The organism is Cytobacillus sp. EB106-05-05-XG126 (assembly GCF_058791715.1).
On sequence record NZ_JBYTDU010000001.1, the window covers coordinates 370,506 to 386,387 of the forward strand.

General features: G+C 42.5%; 20 protein-coding genes. 14 read left to right on the forward strand and 6 right to left on the reverse strand.

Features of this window, described 5'->3' with window-relative positions:
* Positions 1-558: 558 nt before the first annotated feature.
* From AC3WTL_RS01860 to AC3WTL_RS01870, 3 genes are all read right to left on the reverse strand, one after another.
* Positions 559-1,749: a CynX/NimT family MFS transporter gene (locus tag AC3WTL_RS01860; RefSeq protein WP_197249900.1), complete on the reverse strand. Its 1,191-nt coding sequence runs from the start codon at positions 1,747-1,749 to the stop codon at positions 559-561.
* Between the two features lie 214 nt (positions 1,750-1,963).
* Entirely contained in the window at positions 1,964-2,479 is a 516-nt protein-coding gene (locus AC3WTL_RS01865) for a PadR family transcriptional regulator (protein ID WP_197249485.1), read from the reverse strand.
* Between the two features lie 222 nt (positions 2,480-2,701).
* Positions 2,702-3,436 (reverse strand): SDR family NAD(P)-dependent oxidoreductase, encoded by a 735-nt coding sequence (locus tag AC3WTL_RS01870; RefSeq protein WP_226617637.1) that lies wholly within the window; start codon positions 3,434-3,436, stop codon positions 2,702-2,704.
* A gap of 180 nt (positions 3,437-3,616) precedes the next feature.
* Between AC3WTL_RS01870 and AC3WTL_RS01875 the strand changes: the two genes are divergently transcribed.
* The 14 genes from AC3WTL_RS01875 (at position 3,617) to AC3WTL_RS01940 (ending at position 13,232) form a co-directional block, all read left to right on the forward strand.
* On the forward strand, positions 3,617-4,117 hold the full coding sequence (locus AC3WTL_RS01875; RefSeq protein WP_197249487.1) for a hypothetical protein: 501 nt from the start codon (positions 3,617-3,619) through the stop codon (positions 4,115-4,117).
* Positions 4,101-4,652 (forward strand): hypothetical protein, encoded by a 552-nt coding sequence (locus tag AC3WTL_RS01880; protein WP_197249488.1) that lies wholly within the window; start codon positions 4,101-4,103, stop codon positions 4,650-4,652. Before AC3WTL_RS01875 ends, AC3WTL_RS01880 begins: the two co-directional genes overlap by 17 nt.
* Positions 4,653-4,724: 72 nt before the next feature.
* Positions 4,725-5,309 (forward strand): TetR/AcrR family transcriptional regulator, encoded by a 585-nt coding sequence (locus AC3WTL_RS01885; RefSeq protein WP_197249489.1) that lies wholly within the window; start codon positions 4,725-4,727, stop codon positions 5,307-5,309.
* A 75-nt stretch (positions 5,310-5,384) separates the two neighbouring features.
* Positions 5,385-5,720 carry a DMT family transporter gene (locus AC3WTL_RS01890; protein ID WP_492368859.1) on the forward strand — a complete coding sequence of 112 codons (336 nt, stop codon included), beginning with the start codon at positions 5,385-5,387 and terminating at the stop codon, positions 5,718-5,720.
* Positions 5,720-6,034: a DMT family transporter gene (locus AC3WTL_RS01895; protein WP_197249491.1), complete on the forward strand. Its 315-nt coding sequence runs from the start codon at positions 5,720-5,722 to the stop codon at positions 6,032-6,034. Before AC3WTL_RS01890 ends, AC3WTL_RS01895 begins: the two co-directional genes overlap by 1 nt.
* Positions 6,035-6,166: 132 nt before the next feature.
* Positions 6,167-6,616 (forward strand): MarR family winged helix-turn-helix transcriptional regulator, encoded by a 450-nt coding sequence (locus AC3WTL_RS01900; RefSeq protein ID WP_163140790.1) that lies wholly within the window; start codon positions 6,167-6,169, stop codon positions 6,614-6,616.
* Positions 6,617-6,680: 64 nt separating this feature from the next.
* Entirely contained in the window at positions 6,681-8,054 is a 1,374-nt protein-coding gene (locus tag AC3WTL_RS01905) for an FAD-dependent oxidoreductase (RefSeq protein WP_492368860.1), read from the forward strand.
* Between the two features lie 39 nt (positions 8,055-8,093).
* On the forward strand, positions 8,094-8,303 hold the full coding sequence (locus tag AC3WTL_RS01910; RefSeq protein ID WP_197249493.1) for a hypothetical protein: 210 nt from the start codon (positions 8,094-8,096) through the stop codon (positions 8,301-8,303).
* Positions 8,304-8,331: 28 nt separating this feature from the next.
* Entirely contained in the window at positions 8,332-9,579 is a 1,248-nt protein-coding gene (locus AC3WTL_RS01915) for an MFS transporter (RefSeq protein WP_492368861.1), read from the forward strand.
* A 13-nt stretch (positions 9,580-9,592) separates the two neighbouring features.
* On the forward strand, positions 9,593-10,090 hold the full coding sequence (locus tag AC3WTL_RS01920) for an arsinothricin resistance N-acetyltransferase ArsN1 family A (RefSeq protein WP_492368862.1): 498 nt from the start codon (positions 9,593-9,595) through the stop codon (positions 10,088-10,090).
* A gap of 286 nt (positions 10,091-10,376) precedes the next feature.
* Positions 10,377-10,721 (forward strand): ArsR/SmtB family transcription factor, encoded by a 345-nt coding sequence (locus AC3WTL_RS01925; RefSeq protein WP_197204476.1) that lies wholly within the window; start codon positions 10,377-10,379, stop codon positions 10,719-10,721.
* A gap of 14 nt (positions 10,722-10,735) precedes the next feature.
* A complete protein-coding gene (locus tag AC3WTL_RS01930; RefSeq protein WP_283934800.1) occupies positions 10,736-12,031 on the forward strand; it encodes an arsenic transporter in 1,296 nt (431 codons plus the stop codon).
* Between the two features lie 16 nt (positions 12,032-12,047).
* Positions 12,048-12,467 carry an arsenate reductase (thioredoxin) gene (arsC, locus tag AC3WTL_RS01935; protein WP_197249496.1) on the forward strand — a complete coding sequence of 140 codons (420 nt, stop codon included), beginning with the start codon at positions 12,048-12,050 and terminating at the stop codon, positions 12,465-12,467.
* A 402-nt stretch (positions 12,468-12,869) separates the two neighbouring features.
* Positions 12,870-13,232, forward strand: coding sequence for a DUF5661 family protein (locus AC3WTL_RS01940; protein WP_241746662.1), 363 nt, complete (start codon positions 12,870-12,872; stop codon positions 13,230-13,232).
* A 153-nt stretch (positions 13,233-13,385) separates the two neighbouring features.
* Here the strand turns inward: AC3WTL_RS01940 and AC3WTL_RS01945 are convergent, their stop codons facing one another.
* Genes AC3WTL_RS01945 through AC3WTL_RS01955 form a run of 3 tightly spaced genes read right to left on the reverse strand, consistent with a single transcriptional unit; the run spans position 13,386 to position 15,852 of the window.
* Complete coding sequence (locus AC3WTL_RS01945; RefSeq protein WP_197249497.1) at positions 13,386-13,784, reverse strand: hypothetical protein; 399 nt, start codon at positions 13,782-13,784, stop codon at positions 13,386-13,388.
* A gap of 5 nt (positions 13,785-13,789) precedes the next feature.
* Positions 13,790-15,184 (reverse strand): sensor histidine kinase, encoded by a 1,395-nt coding sequence (locus AC3WTL_RS01950; RefSeq protein WP_283934799.1) that lies wholly within the window; start codon positions 15,182-15,184, stop codon positions 13,790-13,792.
* Positions 15,181-15,852 (reverse strand): response regulator transcription factor, encoded by a 672-nt coding sequence (locus AC3WTL_RS01955; protein WP_197249499.1) that lies wholly within the window; start codon positions 15,850-15,852, stop codon positions 15,181-15,183. The genes AC3WTL_RS01950 and AC3WTL_RS01955 overlap by 4 nt, the downstream gene beginning before the upstream one ends.
* Positions 15,853-15,882 lie beyond the last annotated feature (30 nt).

Here is a 15,882-nt window from a genome sequence, read left to right on the forward strand (position 1 = left end):
CCCGGTCAACTTCGGACACAAAAAGGAGAAAAACGTGGGTCAGAGTCCGAACCCGAGTCAACTTCGGACACAGAAAGGAGGAAAACCTGGATCAGAGTCCGAACCCCGGTCAACTTCGGACACAAAAAGGAGAAAAACGTGGGTCAGAGTCCGAACCCGAGTCAACTTCGGACACAGAAAGCAAAAAAACGGAGGTCTGAGTCCGAACCCGGTCCAGCTTCGGACACAGAAAGGAGGGAAACCTGGCTCAGAGTCCGAACCCCGGTCAACTTCGGACACAAAAAGGAGAAAAACGTGGGTCAGAGTTCGAACCCGAGTCAACTTCGGACACAGAAAGGAGGAAAACCTGGATCAGAGTCCGAACCCGGGTCAACTTCGGACACAGAAAGGAGGAAAACCTGGATCAGAGTCCGAACTCAGGTCAACTTCGGACACAGAAAGGAGGAAAACCTGGATTTGAGTCAGAACCTGGGTCAACTTCAGACACAGAAAGCAGTAAAACGTAGATCAGAGTCAGAACCCGGTCCAGCCTCGGAACGAATTGTAAGATTACTAGTATTAAGCAATGGTTGAAGCGGTCTTTTTCTGTTTTTGGTCTCTTTCTTGCAAAACAAATTGATCACGCCCCGCTCCAATTCCGGAAATTGTAAAGATTACAGTTATGACCAAAAGCAAGGCCAGCGGAATGGTCCATGACTGGAACAGGTCATATAGTGAGCCGATGAGAATCGGTCCAGCTGCAGCGAGAAGATAGCCGACGGATTGCGCCATTCCTGAAAGACTGGCAGCCTGTTTTGCATTTTCAGCACGAAGGCCGATCAGGGTTAAGGAATGGCTGATCGCAGCGCCTAGCCCGATTCCGATTAGAACGATACTGATGTTAGTGATGATGCCATTAACATTTAAAAGCAGACCTGTAATGCCGGCAAAAGTGAAAATACCGATTCCAAGAGCAATCCCTTTTTGGTTAGGAAGCCGATCGGCAAGAACAGGGATAATAAAATTAACAGGAAGTCCTGAAAACTGGAGAACCGTTACCATCCATCCAGCTGCGGCGATTTCCCGTCCCTGGCTATGAAGAATTTCAGGGAGCCAGGTAGTAGCGCTGAAATAGACCATTGATTGCAATCCCATAAACAATGTGACCTGCCAGGCGATGGGAGAGGTCCACATGGAAGACTTTGGTGCAGATACAGCAGATACTTCCGTTTTTTTCTTCTTCTTTTTTAGCTGAGGAAGCCAGACAAGTATGGCAATTAAGATCAGGACAGCCCATGCTCCAAGCGAGAGCCTCCAGCCTACCCCAAGACCCTCAGCAAGCGGGACACTGAAACCTGGGGCAAGTCCTGCACAAATTCCCATTGAAAATGTATAAATTCCTGTCAGCAGGCCAACTTTCTGCGGGAATTTTTCCTTGACCATTCCCGGAAGAAGGACATTGCAAAGACCTACCCCTAATCCTATTAAAATAGTTCCTATGTACAGCGGAGGCAGCATTCCTGCAGAACGGGCTGCAATGCCGGCTCCTAAAATCGTTAACCCCAAAAGAATGCTCCAATCACTGCCAAGCTTTTGGGCGATCCTTGGCACAAAAGGGGAGAGCATAGCGAAGGCAACGAGCGGCAGAGTGGTCAGAAGACCTGCTGCACCATTGGAAATTCCCGTTTCATCCCGTATAGCCCCAATCAATGGCCCGACTGATGTAATCGCTGGGCGTAAATTAAAAGCCACAAAGATAATGCCAGCCATTAGTAAAAGGTTTTTTTTTGAATCCATTTTTGCTGTAGTTCTCAACTCAAGACACTCCCTATAGGTATTTCGAACATCCTTCGTTTTGCGAAAAAAACAATATTCAGAATAGTATAAGTGCTTTCGAGTGAAAAGTACATAGCTTTTGGGGGAATTGGTAAAATTTTTACAGGGTGTTGGGTTGATATTAAAGAAGGTAAGTGGATATACCCCCTTACCTCTCATCCGGAGACTCTACTACTTGGAGAATCTTTGTCAGCCAATTCATATAAAATTCATTTAAGCCCTTGTAATGTTCCTGTATCAGATTGGGAATGACCGCCTGGTAGTCATGCTTTACTTTGCTTTCTGCCTTCAAATCAGAAATCCAGTTTTTTATATGTTCAGCTGCTTCGGAGACTTGGGCTGATTGAACAAACAATAGGGCTGGATAAAGGGATCGCGGTTCTGGCATCCGCTTTTTAAAGACCTCTATGATTTCTTCAGAAAGCTGATTTTTTCCATCTTCAGTAATTCGGTAGACAGTCCGGTTTGGCCGGTTGTTCACCTGTTCCTGCTTTTCCGCCTGGATCCACTTATGCTTTTCGAGCTTGCGGATGGCATGATATAAATTGCCGTCCGTAACGGGGAATAGGTGATCCCATTTGTGTTCTAAAATGACTTTTTTCATTTCATATGGGTGATATTCTTTCTCTTCTAGTAGACCGAGAATGACAATTTGGATAGACATGATTGGTAACTCCTTTTTAGACAATACCTTTGCTCGAATACAGGATATCTTACCCTAATGTCATTTTAATGCAAGCAGCATGGCAATACCAAATGGAAGAACAGGGGGAAAAGCTGCTGTATCGTATTCAGCGCAGCTGCTCCTATTAAACTTTGCAAACCATCACATGGGAGATGAGGGAACACAAAAAAACTGTCCCGCAGCGGGAACAGTTCTTTGTGTTTATTGTGCAGAAAATCCGCCGTCAATAACTAATTCTGCTCCTGTAATATAAGAAGCATCATCTGAAGCAAGGAACAAGACAGCGCGTGCCACGTCATCCGCTTCACCAAGTCTTTGAAGCGGAGTTGCCTGAATTAATCTTTGCAGCACTTCACTGGATTCTGACAGGTTTTCTGTCATTGGCGTTTTAATAACTCCAGGGAAAACAGCATTAACCCTGATCCCGAATCGGCCAAACTGTGTGCTTGCCGCTCTGGAGATGGCTCTGACAGCCCCTTTTGAAGCAGTGTATGTGTTTGTTCCCATTCCCACCATGGCTGTGTAGCTGGAAATATTCACAACGGCACCGCTCTGCTGTTTGACCATTTGCGGCAAAACATGCTTCATTCCTGCAAATGGCCCGAAACCATTGATGCGCATCATGAGATCCCAATCTTCAATTGTCACATCATCCATATGCTTCTCACTTGAAATGCCCGCATTATTGATAAGAACATCGATTCTTCCATGATCAGCAACAATTTCTTCCACAGCCTTTTTCCAATCATCCTCAGACATGACATTCAGCAATTTGCCTTCCACTGCCTCATTTTGGCTGACAACGTCCAGGAGCTCTTTATTAATGTCCGCTGCAATAACATATGCCCCTTCATCGACTAAAAGCTCAGTCATGCGTTTTCCCATTCCTGATGCTCCGCCAGTAACCAATACAATTTTGTTATCGAATTTCCCCATTTTAAATCCCCCTTAAGTTATCTTTTTAAATTGCGTTTACAAATTTATTATAAGTGATAATATACTTTGTGCAAAGTAATTAGTTTTTGGAAACTCCACTAAGGAATTAGCAATTTGGGAATATTTAATAATAATTGAGAAAAACTATTTTTATCGATAACAAAACAAGAATGCAATTTCATGATAGTTATTTTTTTTACACTCGTTCTGATCTCGCTATTATTGCTATTCAGTTTCAAACGTCTTAATCAAAAATTTGACTCTTTTGAAGTCTTCATACTCTTCATGTTTACGTCCTATTTGTGCCAAGGCTTTTTTTATATTCTATCTTCTCCATATGAGCGCCTTAGGGTGGTGGAAGAGCATCTGCCATTTTGGTCGGCCAGACTTCAATATGGCATAATATTTCCCGCTCTTTTAATGTGGGTCATGTATGCACTGCGTACAAAAATAAAGTTATCTGTAAAAGTAATGATTTGCTTTACATGGGTTGCTGGCGGCGTTTTTATCGAAAAACTGCTGCTTCTATCTGGTGTACTTGTATCAAAAAGTGAGAGCTGGTATCCTTCGATTGATTTGATCCTTGCCATGATTGTCCTCTCTATTAGTGTGTACTTTCTGGAGGTTTTGCCGCCGATACTCAGGCGAGAAGGGGTGTTAAACGATGAAGGAGATGTATGAAAAAGGAATACAGCCCATACTTCCAAAAAATTTTGATGAGAATGAATGGTATGCTCTTGTAATTACCATCCTGATTGTTATTTGCGTTTATTTAGTAACAATAAAAAATCGCAGGTTACTATGGTCGGAAATCATTTGCATATCTCTGCTCAATTTGCAAATGACCACCATCGGTGAATATTTTTTAGCGATGCCGCCTTATGATTTTTATGACACGGTTGATCGGAACAGCGGGGAGCTGACAGACATATTCCTTCAAACTATTGTGTATCCAGGAACAGTTCTGCTATTCATGCACATATATAAAGTCCGCAATTGGAATAAAGTCTTTTTTCTTTTAGCAAGCATTGCTTCATTAAGTTTATTAGAGGCAATATCCGTATTTTGTTTCCATTTATTTTCCTATAACACATGGGAGTTTTATTACTCTGTCCTTTTTTATTTTTTTGTTATGGCAGTTAATATGATATTTTATGAGAAACTTTGTGCATACCTGAAAAAGAGGAGAACTGTACTAGTAGGTAAAAAATTTTAATTCTTGCTGAAAAACCAATTCTATCTTATAATGAATGACAGTCAGTCATTCTTGGGCAAGGAGGGTAAATCCATGCAGGATCGGCCAGATGATAAATACAGTAGAATCCTGAACGCTTCTATAGAGGTTATTTCTGAAAAAGGCCTTGAAAAATCTTCGGTATCAGAGATCGTTAAGAAAGCAGGCATCGCCCAGGGAACGTTCTATTTATATTTTTCTTCAAAAAGTGATTTGGTACCGGCAATCGCTAATTCACTTCTCACTAAAATTCTCGATCGCATGAAGAGTAAGGTCCAGGAAGGAGAAAGCTTCTGGCGTACTCTGGATGTCATTATTGATGAGACCTACAAGATTACCGATGAACATAAAGAGATCATAGTACTTGTATACTCAGGACTCGCATTCAATCATTCCCTGGAAAAGTGGGAAGAGGTATATCGGCCATATTACGAATGGCTTGAGATTGAAATCAGCAAGGCAGTTCAAAAAGAAGAAATTTATGCAGGCATAAATGTGAAATGGAACTCAAGGACCATCATTAACCTTATCGAAAATGCTGCTGAAAGATATTATATTGGCGGCGAGCAGGATGAGTCCCCGACTGTATATAAAGAAGAGCTTTTTAAATTTATCAGGAAATCATTAATCACGGGCTAAAATTATTGGAATGCTTCCAATAATTTTTCTTTAAGGAAAAATGACTGACTGTCATTCATAGGGAGTTGAGAGTAAATGAAATGGATGTTAGTATTTGCAGCCGGCATCCTTGAGGTGATGTGGGCTTCAGGTCTAAAATATGCAGATTCATTCTTGGATTGGACGATTACCACTGTGCTTATTGCAGCAAGTTTCATATTATTGATCCGCTCATATAAGGTAATTCCTGTTGCAGCGGCTTATACCGTATTTGTCGGGATTGGAACAGTAGGCACCTATATTTTAGGTGTGTTAATGGGGGAGCCTTTTTCGGTAATTCAAGTATTCTTTCTGGTAATATTATTGGCAGGAATTATGGGTATGAAGACTTTTACGAAACAGGAAAACACGGAAGCGAGAGGTGAATCTTAATGGCTTGGGGATTATTGGTTCTGGCGGGGATCGAAGAAGTGATCGCCACAATTGCCATGAAATACATGGATGGAACGAGAAAGAAATGGCCGATTGCTGTAATGACAGTTGGTTTTATTTTCTCTTTCTTCTGTTTATCTATGGCTATGCAAAGGATTCCAGCTGGTGTGGCTTATGCTATTTGGACTGGAGTGGGAAGCATTGGCATAACACTCGCAGGTTTGTTCTGGTTTAAAGAAAGATTCGGATATAAACAGTTATTATCCCTGGCATTTATCTTAATTGGAGTCATTGGTCTGGGGATGACATCTTAATAAAGTTTTAAGTTATAAGAATAATTGGAAGAAGACCTGAATGCTGGTCTGTTTTTTTTGCTAGAAAAATAAATAAAAATTAGTTGCAAAATACAAATAATATATTTATAATGTAACCAAGAGGTGAAAATAATGGAAAATCTTCGCAGTTTGTTTCAAGTAATGACGCGCCGTTTTGGCTTACTCAATAAAAATTGCTGCAGTGTCGGCGGATGCGATATTTCCCTCATTCAAAGCCATATTCTTTATGAGATTGACAATCAGCATAACCCGTCCATGCAGCAGATTGCAGATACATTAGGGACCGATATCACAACTTTCAGCAGGCAGGTTCAATCTTTAGTGAAAGTGAACTTAGTTAAGAAAACGCCAGATCCTGCTGATAAGAGAATCAGTATTCTTTCGCTGACTGCTGAAGGGAAATATATTGCAGGTTCTATCGATCAGCAGATGAATTCTTTTTTACAAGAGGTTTTTTCACAAATGAATGAGTTTGAAAAAGAAACAGTCATCCGCTCGATTCATTTGTTAAATAATGCAATGGCAAAATCCAGTGCATGCTGTAAGCCGTTTCAGGGGTAAATGCCTCTGGAGTAAAAAACTTGCATTTTGCAAGTAAAAATAATTGGAGAAAAGAGGAGAAAGCATGACTAATCAGAATGATCTTGTAAAAGGATGCTGCACACCTAAGAAAAACGAACTAGAAAAGAATTCATTAGGCAAGAGGGAAACAAAAGAGCTGCCTGTGGCTATAATTGGCGCCGGACCTGTGGGACTGGCAGCTGCTGCACACCTGGCAAGCAGGGGGCAATCATTTATTTTGCTCGAGGCGGGCAAGCAAGCGGGAGCCAATATTAAAAGCTGGGGACATGTTCGGTTATTCTCACCATGGCGATACAATATTGATAAAGCTGCTGCCAGTTTATTAAGCGCAAATGGCTGGGTACAGCCGCAATTGGAAGCACTGCCTACCGGGGAAGAGCTTGTTGAACACTATCTAAAGCCGCTGTCCAGCTTACCTGAAATAAAGCCTTTCATTCACCTTAATACAAAAGTTTTATCAGTTGGCAGAAAAGACACCGATAAAATGAAAACCGCAAACCGGGAATACAGTCCCTTTGTTATCCATGCTGAGCAGAATGGAGAGTACAAAACTTTCGAATCGAGAGCAGTCATTGATGCTGCAGGAACCTGGGGAAATCCTAATCCGGCTTCATCAAGCGGAATTTGGCTGGCTGATGAGAAGAAACTAAATGAAAAGATATTTTATGGAATACCCGATGTATTAGGGAGTGAGCAGCAGCGCTATCGGAATAAGCGAGTTGCAGTTGTCGGCGGAGGCCATTCAGCGATTAATGCCTTGCTGGATTTAGCCGCTTTGAAAGAGTCCTATCCCAAAACGGAGATTTTATGGATTATGAGAAGAAATCAGGTTGAGGATGCTTATGGAGGAGAAGAAAAAGATGCACTTGAAGCACGCGGCCGCCTCGGAAGCAGAATCCATCAATTGTTTGATAAAGGGCAAGTGGAGGCCGTTACTCCATTTCGTATCCAGCTCGTCAAAGAGTCGGAAACGGGAATCGAGTTAATAGGCAGCCAAAACGGGAAGCAGAGAAGCCTGAATGGAATCGATGAAATGATTGTCAATACAGGAAACCGTCCAGATTTTTCAATTATAAGTGAACTTCGTACTTCCATTGATTCTGCAACTGAAAGTGCAGGTTCATTGGCACCATTAATTGATCCTAATATTCATAGCTGCGGGACGGTTCGTCCCCATGGAGAAAAGGAATTAAGACAGCCTGAGAAAAATTTTTATATTGTGGGTTCAAAAAGCTATGGCCGTGCTCCAACCTTCTTGATGGCGACAGGCTATGAGCAGGTCAGGTCTGTGGCTGCTTATTTGAGCGGTGATTTCGCTGCTGCAGAAAAAGTGGAGCTGGATTTGCCGGAAACAGGTGTATGCAGCGTTAATTTTAAAAGTTCCTTTGAAGAGTCTGCATCATCCTGCTGCAATTGATTCGCTTCTCTTTATAATGTAATTGAAAAGGTGATAATAATGACCATAAATCATGCCGGAGCACTCAAAAAAGAATACTTTATTTCCTATATGAAATTAATCATGAATGCTTTTGGGTGTTCTGTTGAGGAAGCTAAAGATAAAACGTTTGAAAGGCTGTTTCGATTGCGGGAGATAGAAATGGGGAAGGAAACGTATGAACAATTTATTTTGGCTTATCGGGATTTAATTAAACATCCGAATGATTAAATTTAATAACCGGAGAGGATGAATCCTGGTGACTATCAAAGATCAATTATCTTCACAGCCAATTATAATAGTCGCCATCGTCACAGCTTTAAGTCTCTTAGGTGATTCCATGCTGTATATTGCCTTGCCTATTTATTGGGAAACTGCTGGGCTTGAGTCAATTTGGCAAGTGGGTGTGCTCCTTTCCATAAACCGTTTCATACGATTGCCTTTTAATCCATTTGCAGGCTGGATATATAAACACATTTCATTAAAGGCCGGCCTGATCATTGCCGTCCTGTTAGGCGGATTCACAACGATAGGCTATGGTGTTTTCGAAGGGTTTGCGGCCTGGGTGATCCTCCGAGCATTATGGGGGGTTGCCTGGTCATTTTTTCGAATTGGCGGATTGTCGGCTGTTGCCGTATATGCTGAAAACAATAAGCGTGGAAGTTCTATGGGCTTATATAACGGGCTCTACCGAACAGGAAGCCTGGTCGGAATGCTGGTAGGGGGCTTGCTTGTTCCGATTATAGGTTTAAGCACGGTTTCCATTGCATTTGGATTATTGTCCCTATTGGGGCTTCCTCTAATGCTGAGTTCTAAAATTAATCAAGTTGAGGAGACACCCGGAAAGATTGATACAATGGCTGAAGAGAAGTCTTTCATTGGCAGGACCGCATATAAAGCAGTTATTATTGTATCAGGCTTTCTCCTTGCCATGCTATATCAGGGAATAGTTACATCCACAATGAGCTCCTTGATTGAACATTTTTACGGAGAGAGTATATCAATATGGAATGTGGTTGTCAGTGTTACTTTTTTATCAGGCCTAATCCAAGCGGTAAGGTGGACATGGGAACCCTTTCTGGGGAAAACAGTGGGGCACTGGTCTGATGGGGCGTCGGGGAGGCTGCCGAATTTTATTGTTTCCCTGATTTTTGCAGGGGCTGTCTTTGGCTTGGTATCTGCTAAACTTCCATTATGGCTTTGGATAGCAGTTACTCTTTTAGTGATGGCCGGTGCTACTATTTTATCAACCATTCTGGATACGATTGCCCTGGACACAGCAAAAACTGCAAACGTGGTGTCTTTCCTTACGGTATACACCATCTTTCAAGATGTAGGGGCAGCTTTAGGACCTGCAATTAGTTACATAGTAATCCAATTAGATGCTGGTTTTACATTTTTATATTGGGGCGGTTCGTTCATACTGCTTATTTTAGCTGCGATTTGGACAGTTTTAGCAAAGAGGTTTAACACTTTTATAAGAAAAGAGATTTATGAATCTTATTAGCGGGGGAACTGCAATGATCAGGGAGACTGTTGTTCGTTTAGCGAAGAAGACAGATTTGGAAGAGATTATGGAGATTTATAATCAGGGAATAAAAGACCGCATCGCTACATTGGAAACAGAGGAAAAAGATCTTTCCTATATGACAGACTGGTTTGAACAGCATCAGGGACGATTTAGTGTGCTTGCCGCAGAAAAAGAGGGTCAAGTTATCGGCTGGGCTTCTCTAAAGCCGTACAGCAGCCGCTGTTCTTATAATGGAGTGGCAGATATCTCAGTTTATATCTCGAGGGAATTCAGGGGCAAGGGGGCAGGCGGGAAGCTGCTTTCTGCCCTCGAAAAGAAAGCAAGAGAAAACAAGTTCCATAAGCTGGTTTTATTTACTTTTCCATTTAATGGACTGGGACAGAGTCTGTATAAGAAAATGGGGTTCCGTGAAGTAGGGATATTTCAAAACCAGGGTGTGTTAGACGGAGAATTTGTGGACGTGATGGCTATGGAAAAACTTCTGTAAATATTGTGGTTGCGGCTAAAGTTTTGTTTTAGCCGCTTTTTGTTTGGTTGCTTTTATGAGACCGATAAAATAGCTACGCAGTAAAAATTGGTCGCCATAGAACATTCATGACGCCGAAAACACAGAGGCGGAGTATAAAAAAGGTTGTCATAAAGCGTTTTTGGCGCCGAAAAACCAGAAGCGCAGAAAAAATAGCCGCCATAGTTTCCGTAATTAATAAAAAACCATTTGCTTATATAAGTAAATCATTATATATTAATATATGCAAAGCGGAGGTGATGAAATCATGATAGAATCCACAGTCGAAATCGGCAAGGCAGCATCCATTTTAAAATTATTAGGCGATAAAACACGGCTCACAATGGTAAAGCTATTAAACAACCATGATTGCTGCGTGTGTGAGTTTGTGGAGATTTTTAAAATGAGCCAGCCGGCCATCAGCCAGCATCTTCGGAAATTAAAAGATGCAGGTGTGGTAAGGGAAAACAGGAGGGGTCAGTGGATTATTTATTCATTGAATCAGGAGAGTGAATATTACCAATTGGTTCAGACTGTGCTTGATCACCTTCCAAGCCAGGATTACTTATTAACAGAATTGGAAGAGCAGGGATTGCGAATTTCATGTGAGTAAGAGGGGGGAATACATTGACTCAAATAATTTTAGCATCGGTGATTTTCTTAGTCACCCTCATATTAGTCATTTGGCAGCCAAAAGGTCTGTCCATCGGCTGGTCCGCATGCGGCGGAGCCATCCTCGCCTTAATAGCCGGTGTGGTGGATTTCAATGATGTCATAGATGTTACATCCATTGTCTGGAATGCCACATTAACCTTTATTGCCATCATCATTATATCGCTGATTTTAGATGAAATCGGGTTCTTCGAATGGGCCGCTTTACATATGGCAAGAGCGGCAAAGGGCAGCGGAGTGAAGATGTTCATTTATGTTTCCGTTTTGGGAGCGGTTGTCGCAGCATTCTTTGCGAATGATGGAGCGGCACTCATTCTCACGCCAATCGTCCTGGCGATGGTGAGAAACCTTCAATTTGAAGAAAAATTGGTTTTTCCATTTATTATTGCAAGCGGATTTATTGCAGATACAACGTCTCTGCCATTGGTTGTCAGCAACCTGGTCAACATTGTTTCCGCTGATTTTTTTGGCATCGGCTTTGTGGAATATGCGTCCCGCATGATTATTCCGAACTTCTTTTCACTGGGTGCCAGCATTTTAGTTTTATATTTATACTTTAGAAAAAGCATACCAAAGAATTATGATTTATCTCATTTGAAAAAACCAGCAGAAGCAGTTAAAGACAGCAAAATGTTCCGATTGTCTTGGCTTGTTTTAGGCATCTTATTAATAGGCTATTTTGCCAGTGAGTGGATTGGTGTCCCAGTTTCATTCATCGCAGGCATTGTAACGGTGTTCTTTCTGTTCATGGCGCGGAGAAGCCCAGCCGTGAATACGCGCACGGTTATCAAGGGTGCACCTTGGGCTATCGTATTCTTTTCGATTGGCATGTATGTAGTGGTTTACGGACTTAGAAACGCTGGTCTTACAAATGTTTTGGCAGATTTAATTCAAATGACAGCTGACCAGGGACTATTTGCAGCAACAATCGGAATGGGATTCATTGCAGCCATCCTATCTTCTGTCATGAACAATATGCCAACCGTTATGATTGACGCTTTGGCCATTGCTGAAACCGATACAAGCGGCATCATACGCGAAGCCCTTATCTATGCCAACGTGATTGGATCGGATTTAGGCCCGAAAATCACGCCGATTGGATCCCTCGCAACTTTGCTGTGGCTTCATGTATTGTCCCTGAAGGGAGTTAAAATCTCATGGGGAACGTACTTTAAAACAGGGATCATACTAACGATTCCAACACTGTTTATCACATTAACCGGATTGTACATTTGGCTAATGATTATCTAAAAAGGAGAATCTCAACATGACTAAAAAAACGATCTACTTCCTATGCACAGGCAACTCATGCCGCAGCCAGATGGCAGAAGGATGGGCAAAACAGCATTTAGGTGAAGAATGGAATGTTTATAGTGCAGGGATTGAAGCACATGGTTTGAATCCAAATGCTGTAAAAGCAATGAAGGAAGCTGGGATTGACATCTCCAAACAGACTTCTGATATCATTGATCCTGAAATCCTCAATAATGCGGATTTGGTTGTCACGCTTTGCGGAGACGCGGCTGATAAATGCCCTATGACACCTCCCCATGTAAAGCGCGAGCATTGGGGATTTGATGACCCTGCGAAAGCAGAAGGTACAGAAGAAGAAAAATGGGCTTTCTTTCAGCGTGTACGAGATGAAATCGGCAGCCGCATTAAAACATTTTCCGAAACAGGAAAGTAAACATTCAAAGGGAGGGAACAAATTTGATTATCACAGACAATGCGCGTGACGAATTAAGAAAAATGCTGGAAGAGCAAAATGCCAGCAGCGTCCGCATCTTTTTTGACGGCTATGGCTGAGGACAGCCAAGAATAGGACTGGCTCTGGATGAGCCGGAAGCAGATGATATTATTGTCACTATCAATGAAATCAAAGTAGCAATCGACCCAATTATTGAACCAAACACCGAAGATCTTGTTTTAGAGCGGAGCGGTAACGGAAGCGGGATCTCGATGATCGGTAATACAGGAAGATGCTGTTAGGAAAGGGCCTTTTGGGCCCTTTTTAATTTTGTTCAAGTCCATGCTCCTAAAAAAATCATTCACATACATTATGGTATCTGGCAATGAGAGGTGAAAGTTGTTGTATTACTCTTATAATCCTTACGGGTATCACTTAGGCAGAGGACATGTGAATCATCAGTCTTTTCCAAATACCAGCAGACAAATGGCAGGCTTTTCCAAAGAAGAGGCCGCAGCCATTGCACTGCTATTGGGAATCGATTTTACGAAAACACAGTTTGATTTGAATGAATTCTGGATGGGTGTTAATACAGAACTGGAACATGGAAAACGATCAAGGGAGACTAATGTTACTGGAGATGATCCGCTTCTTACAGGGAAAATTGCACTGGCGCATCTTAACGAGTTTCCTGACTATTATAAGAGATTAAAAGTTTTGGAAGCGGAAGCTAAAGCCTATTGGAATTCATTGCAGCAAGGCTGACTAAAGAAAAGCGCAAGCGCCTTGGTCACCTCCGACACCTCGAGGGGGGCAGGCTGCTTGCGCTAGACAGTTCTCAAAGTTAAAATTTCTCCTTTCTTATCATTTTAAAAAAGCAATGCAGCCTCCAAAAGAGGATTGCATTGCTTTTATAATTTACTGTTCCGATGTTTTTTCAGTTAAAAAGGTAATCGCCACAAAAAGTGCAAAGGCAAACAACAGCAGGGTTCCGCCGACAATAAAGAAGACCAGAACAAAGGTATCTCCTAAATTAAACGGATTTAAAGTATACATCCACATGCCGATAGTCAGACCAAGTGCTCCTGCCATTCCAAGGATGCTGTGAATGGATACGAGCTTTTTATATTTTACGCGGTAGACTTTATAAAAGATTCCCCAGGCAAAGACGGAAAGCCATCCTACCAGCAGGATGTGGGCATGAATGGGCCTTAACGAATAATCCATCTGCCCGGACATATGCGACCCAAGGTAGGTTCCGATAATGCCAAAGATAGCTGCAAATCTTATTAATCTAATACTCCATTTTTGTTCCATAATGTTTATTCCTCCCGTTGTTTCTCCCTGAAAAATGTAATGGTAAAGGTGGTGCCTTCGCCAGCCTTGCTGTCTGCCTTGATTTCCCCATTATGCAGCTCAATGATTTGTTTTACAATCGATAGCCCGAGTCCTGTGCCATCTTTTTTCCTGGCCGAGTCCACCCGGTAAAAGCGCTCAAAAATCTGGCTGATCGCATTCTCTGATATTCCAATCCCGGTATCTTTAAAAACAGCTTCAATTGCTGTTTGGGTTTGAGACAGGCTGATCAGAATGCTGCCGCCATGCGAGTTATATTTTATCGCATTTGTCAGAAGGTTGTCCCAGATATTCACCAAAAGCTCCGGGTCCCCCTTCAAACTGACGGGCGCGAGCTTGTAGGAGATCTCAATTTCTTTTTCCTCCAGCCGCCATTGATGTCTTCGGATGGTTTCCTTGATCTGTTCGTCCAGTTTCACCTCCGAAAGCTTCATCGGATAAGATTTCTGGTCAAGTGAAGTCAAAAGTAGAAGCTGTTTGGTCAGATTGGAAAGCCGCTTGGACTCCTGATCGATAATCTGTACATATTCGAAATGTTCTTCATCTGACAGTTTCTGTGTCTGCAAAAGTTCCGCATACCCTTGAATATTCATAAGAGGCGATTGAAAGTCATGGGACACATTGTTGATGAATGACTTGCGGGCCTCATCATTGTGCTGCAGCTGATCCTGCATGCGGCTGAAGCTTTCCGCGAGCTGTCCAATTTCATCCCTTCGTTCAATATTCAATGGGAAGTTGAAATTCTCTCGGGTAATTTCCTTGGTCGCCTCCGTCAGCTTCGTAATCGGCTTGATCAGATGCTTGGCGAACCAGATCACCCCGGTAATGCTGACAACGGCAATGGCGACAAAGAACCACGCGAAGATCATGTGAATGTCCGAGAAAAGCAGCTTATTATCGGGACGGAGAAATAGCCCGTAATTCTGGTTGTCCATGGTAAAAGGGACGCCGACCGTATTTTCAAGGTCGTTTGAAAAATGGCCCATCATCAGAAATTGGCCGGCAAAGCTCTCCATCCCATGATACACTTTCTGATCAGTCAGTACCTTTTCAGCTTCTTCAGGCAGATCTGTCTTATTGAAAGGCTGCCCGAAGAATTCTCCATCTCCGGAATCACTTACGATATAGAGCTGATAGCCGAGCTTGCTCATCGAATTTAGATACGTTTCATAAGTGGAGCCGGAGGAATGCATATGTTCAAGGCCATTGGCGATTTCCTCTGCAATACCGACATTGTGTCTGTCGATTTTTCCTTTTGTTGAAGCCATATAGACCCAGTTGGTTAAAAAGAAGGAAAGAAGGATACTTATGGCTAAGATCACAAGTGTGGCTGCGATGAATTTCCGGTAGAGCGTCTTCATTTGGTTTCCTCAAGCTTATACCCGATGCCGCGAATAGTCTGGATCTCAACGGTTGCACCATATTTTTTCAACCGGTCGCGAATTCGGTTGATGTGGGTATTTAAAGTTTGTTCGCTGCCCTCATTATCGGCTCCCCAAGCCTGTTCAATCAATGCGGCCCTCTGTGTTATTTTATTTTTGCGGGCAGACAGCAGGCTGAGCAGCTCAAATTCCTTTAATGGAAAAAGGATGGTCTCCTGATTGATTTCCACTTCAAAGCTTTTTCTGTCAATGGTCAGATTACCGGCTTTAACGACTGTTTCCATCGCCCGCTCGGCTCTTCTTAACACCACGGCTACCCGGAAAAGCAATTCCTTCACTTCAAACGGCTTGACAATATAATCTTCAGATCCAGATAGGAAGCCCTGTTCTTTATCACTGAGCTGTCCCTTTGCCGTCAGAAGAATAACAGGGATTCCGAAGTCGTCTGTCAGAAGTCTGGTGAGTTCGAATCCGTTCATGCCAGGCATCATGACATCGACAACAGCTAAATCTGCCGTCTGCTCTTCCAGGAGAGCCAATCCTTCTTGAGCATTGTTCGCACGCAGCACCTGATAGCCTTCATGATTTAGATGAATCGTTACGAGTTTTTGTATATGCACATCATCATCTACGACTAGTATTTTCATAGCAGGGCCTCCTTAAAGGGAATAGGGAGG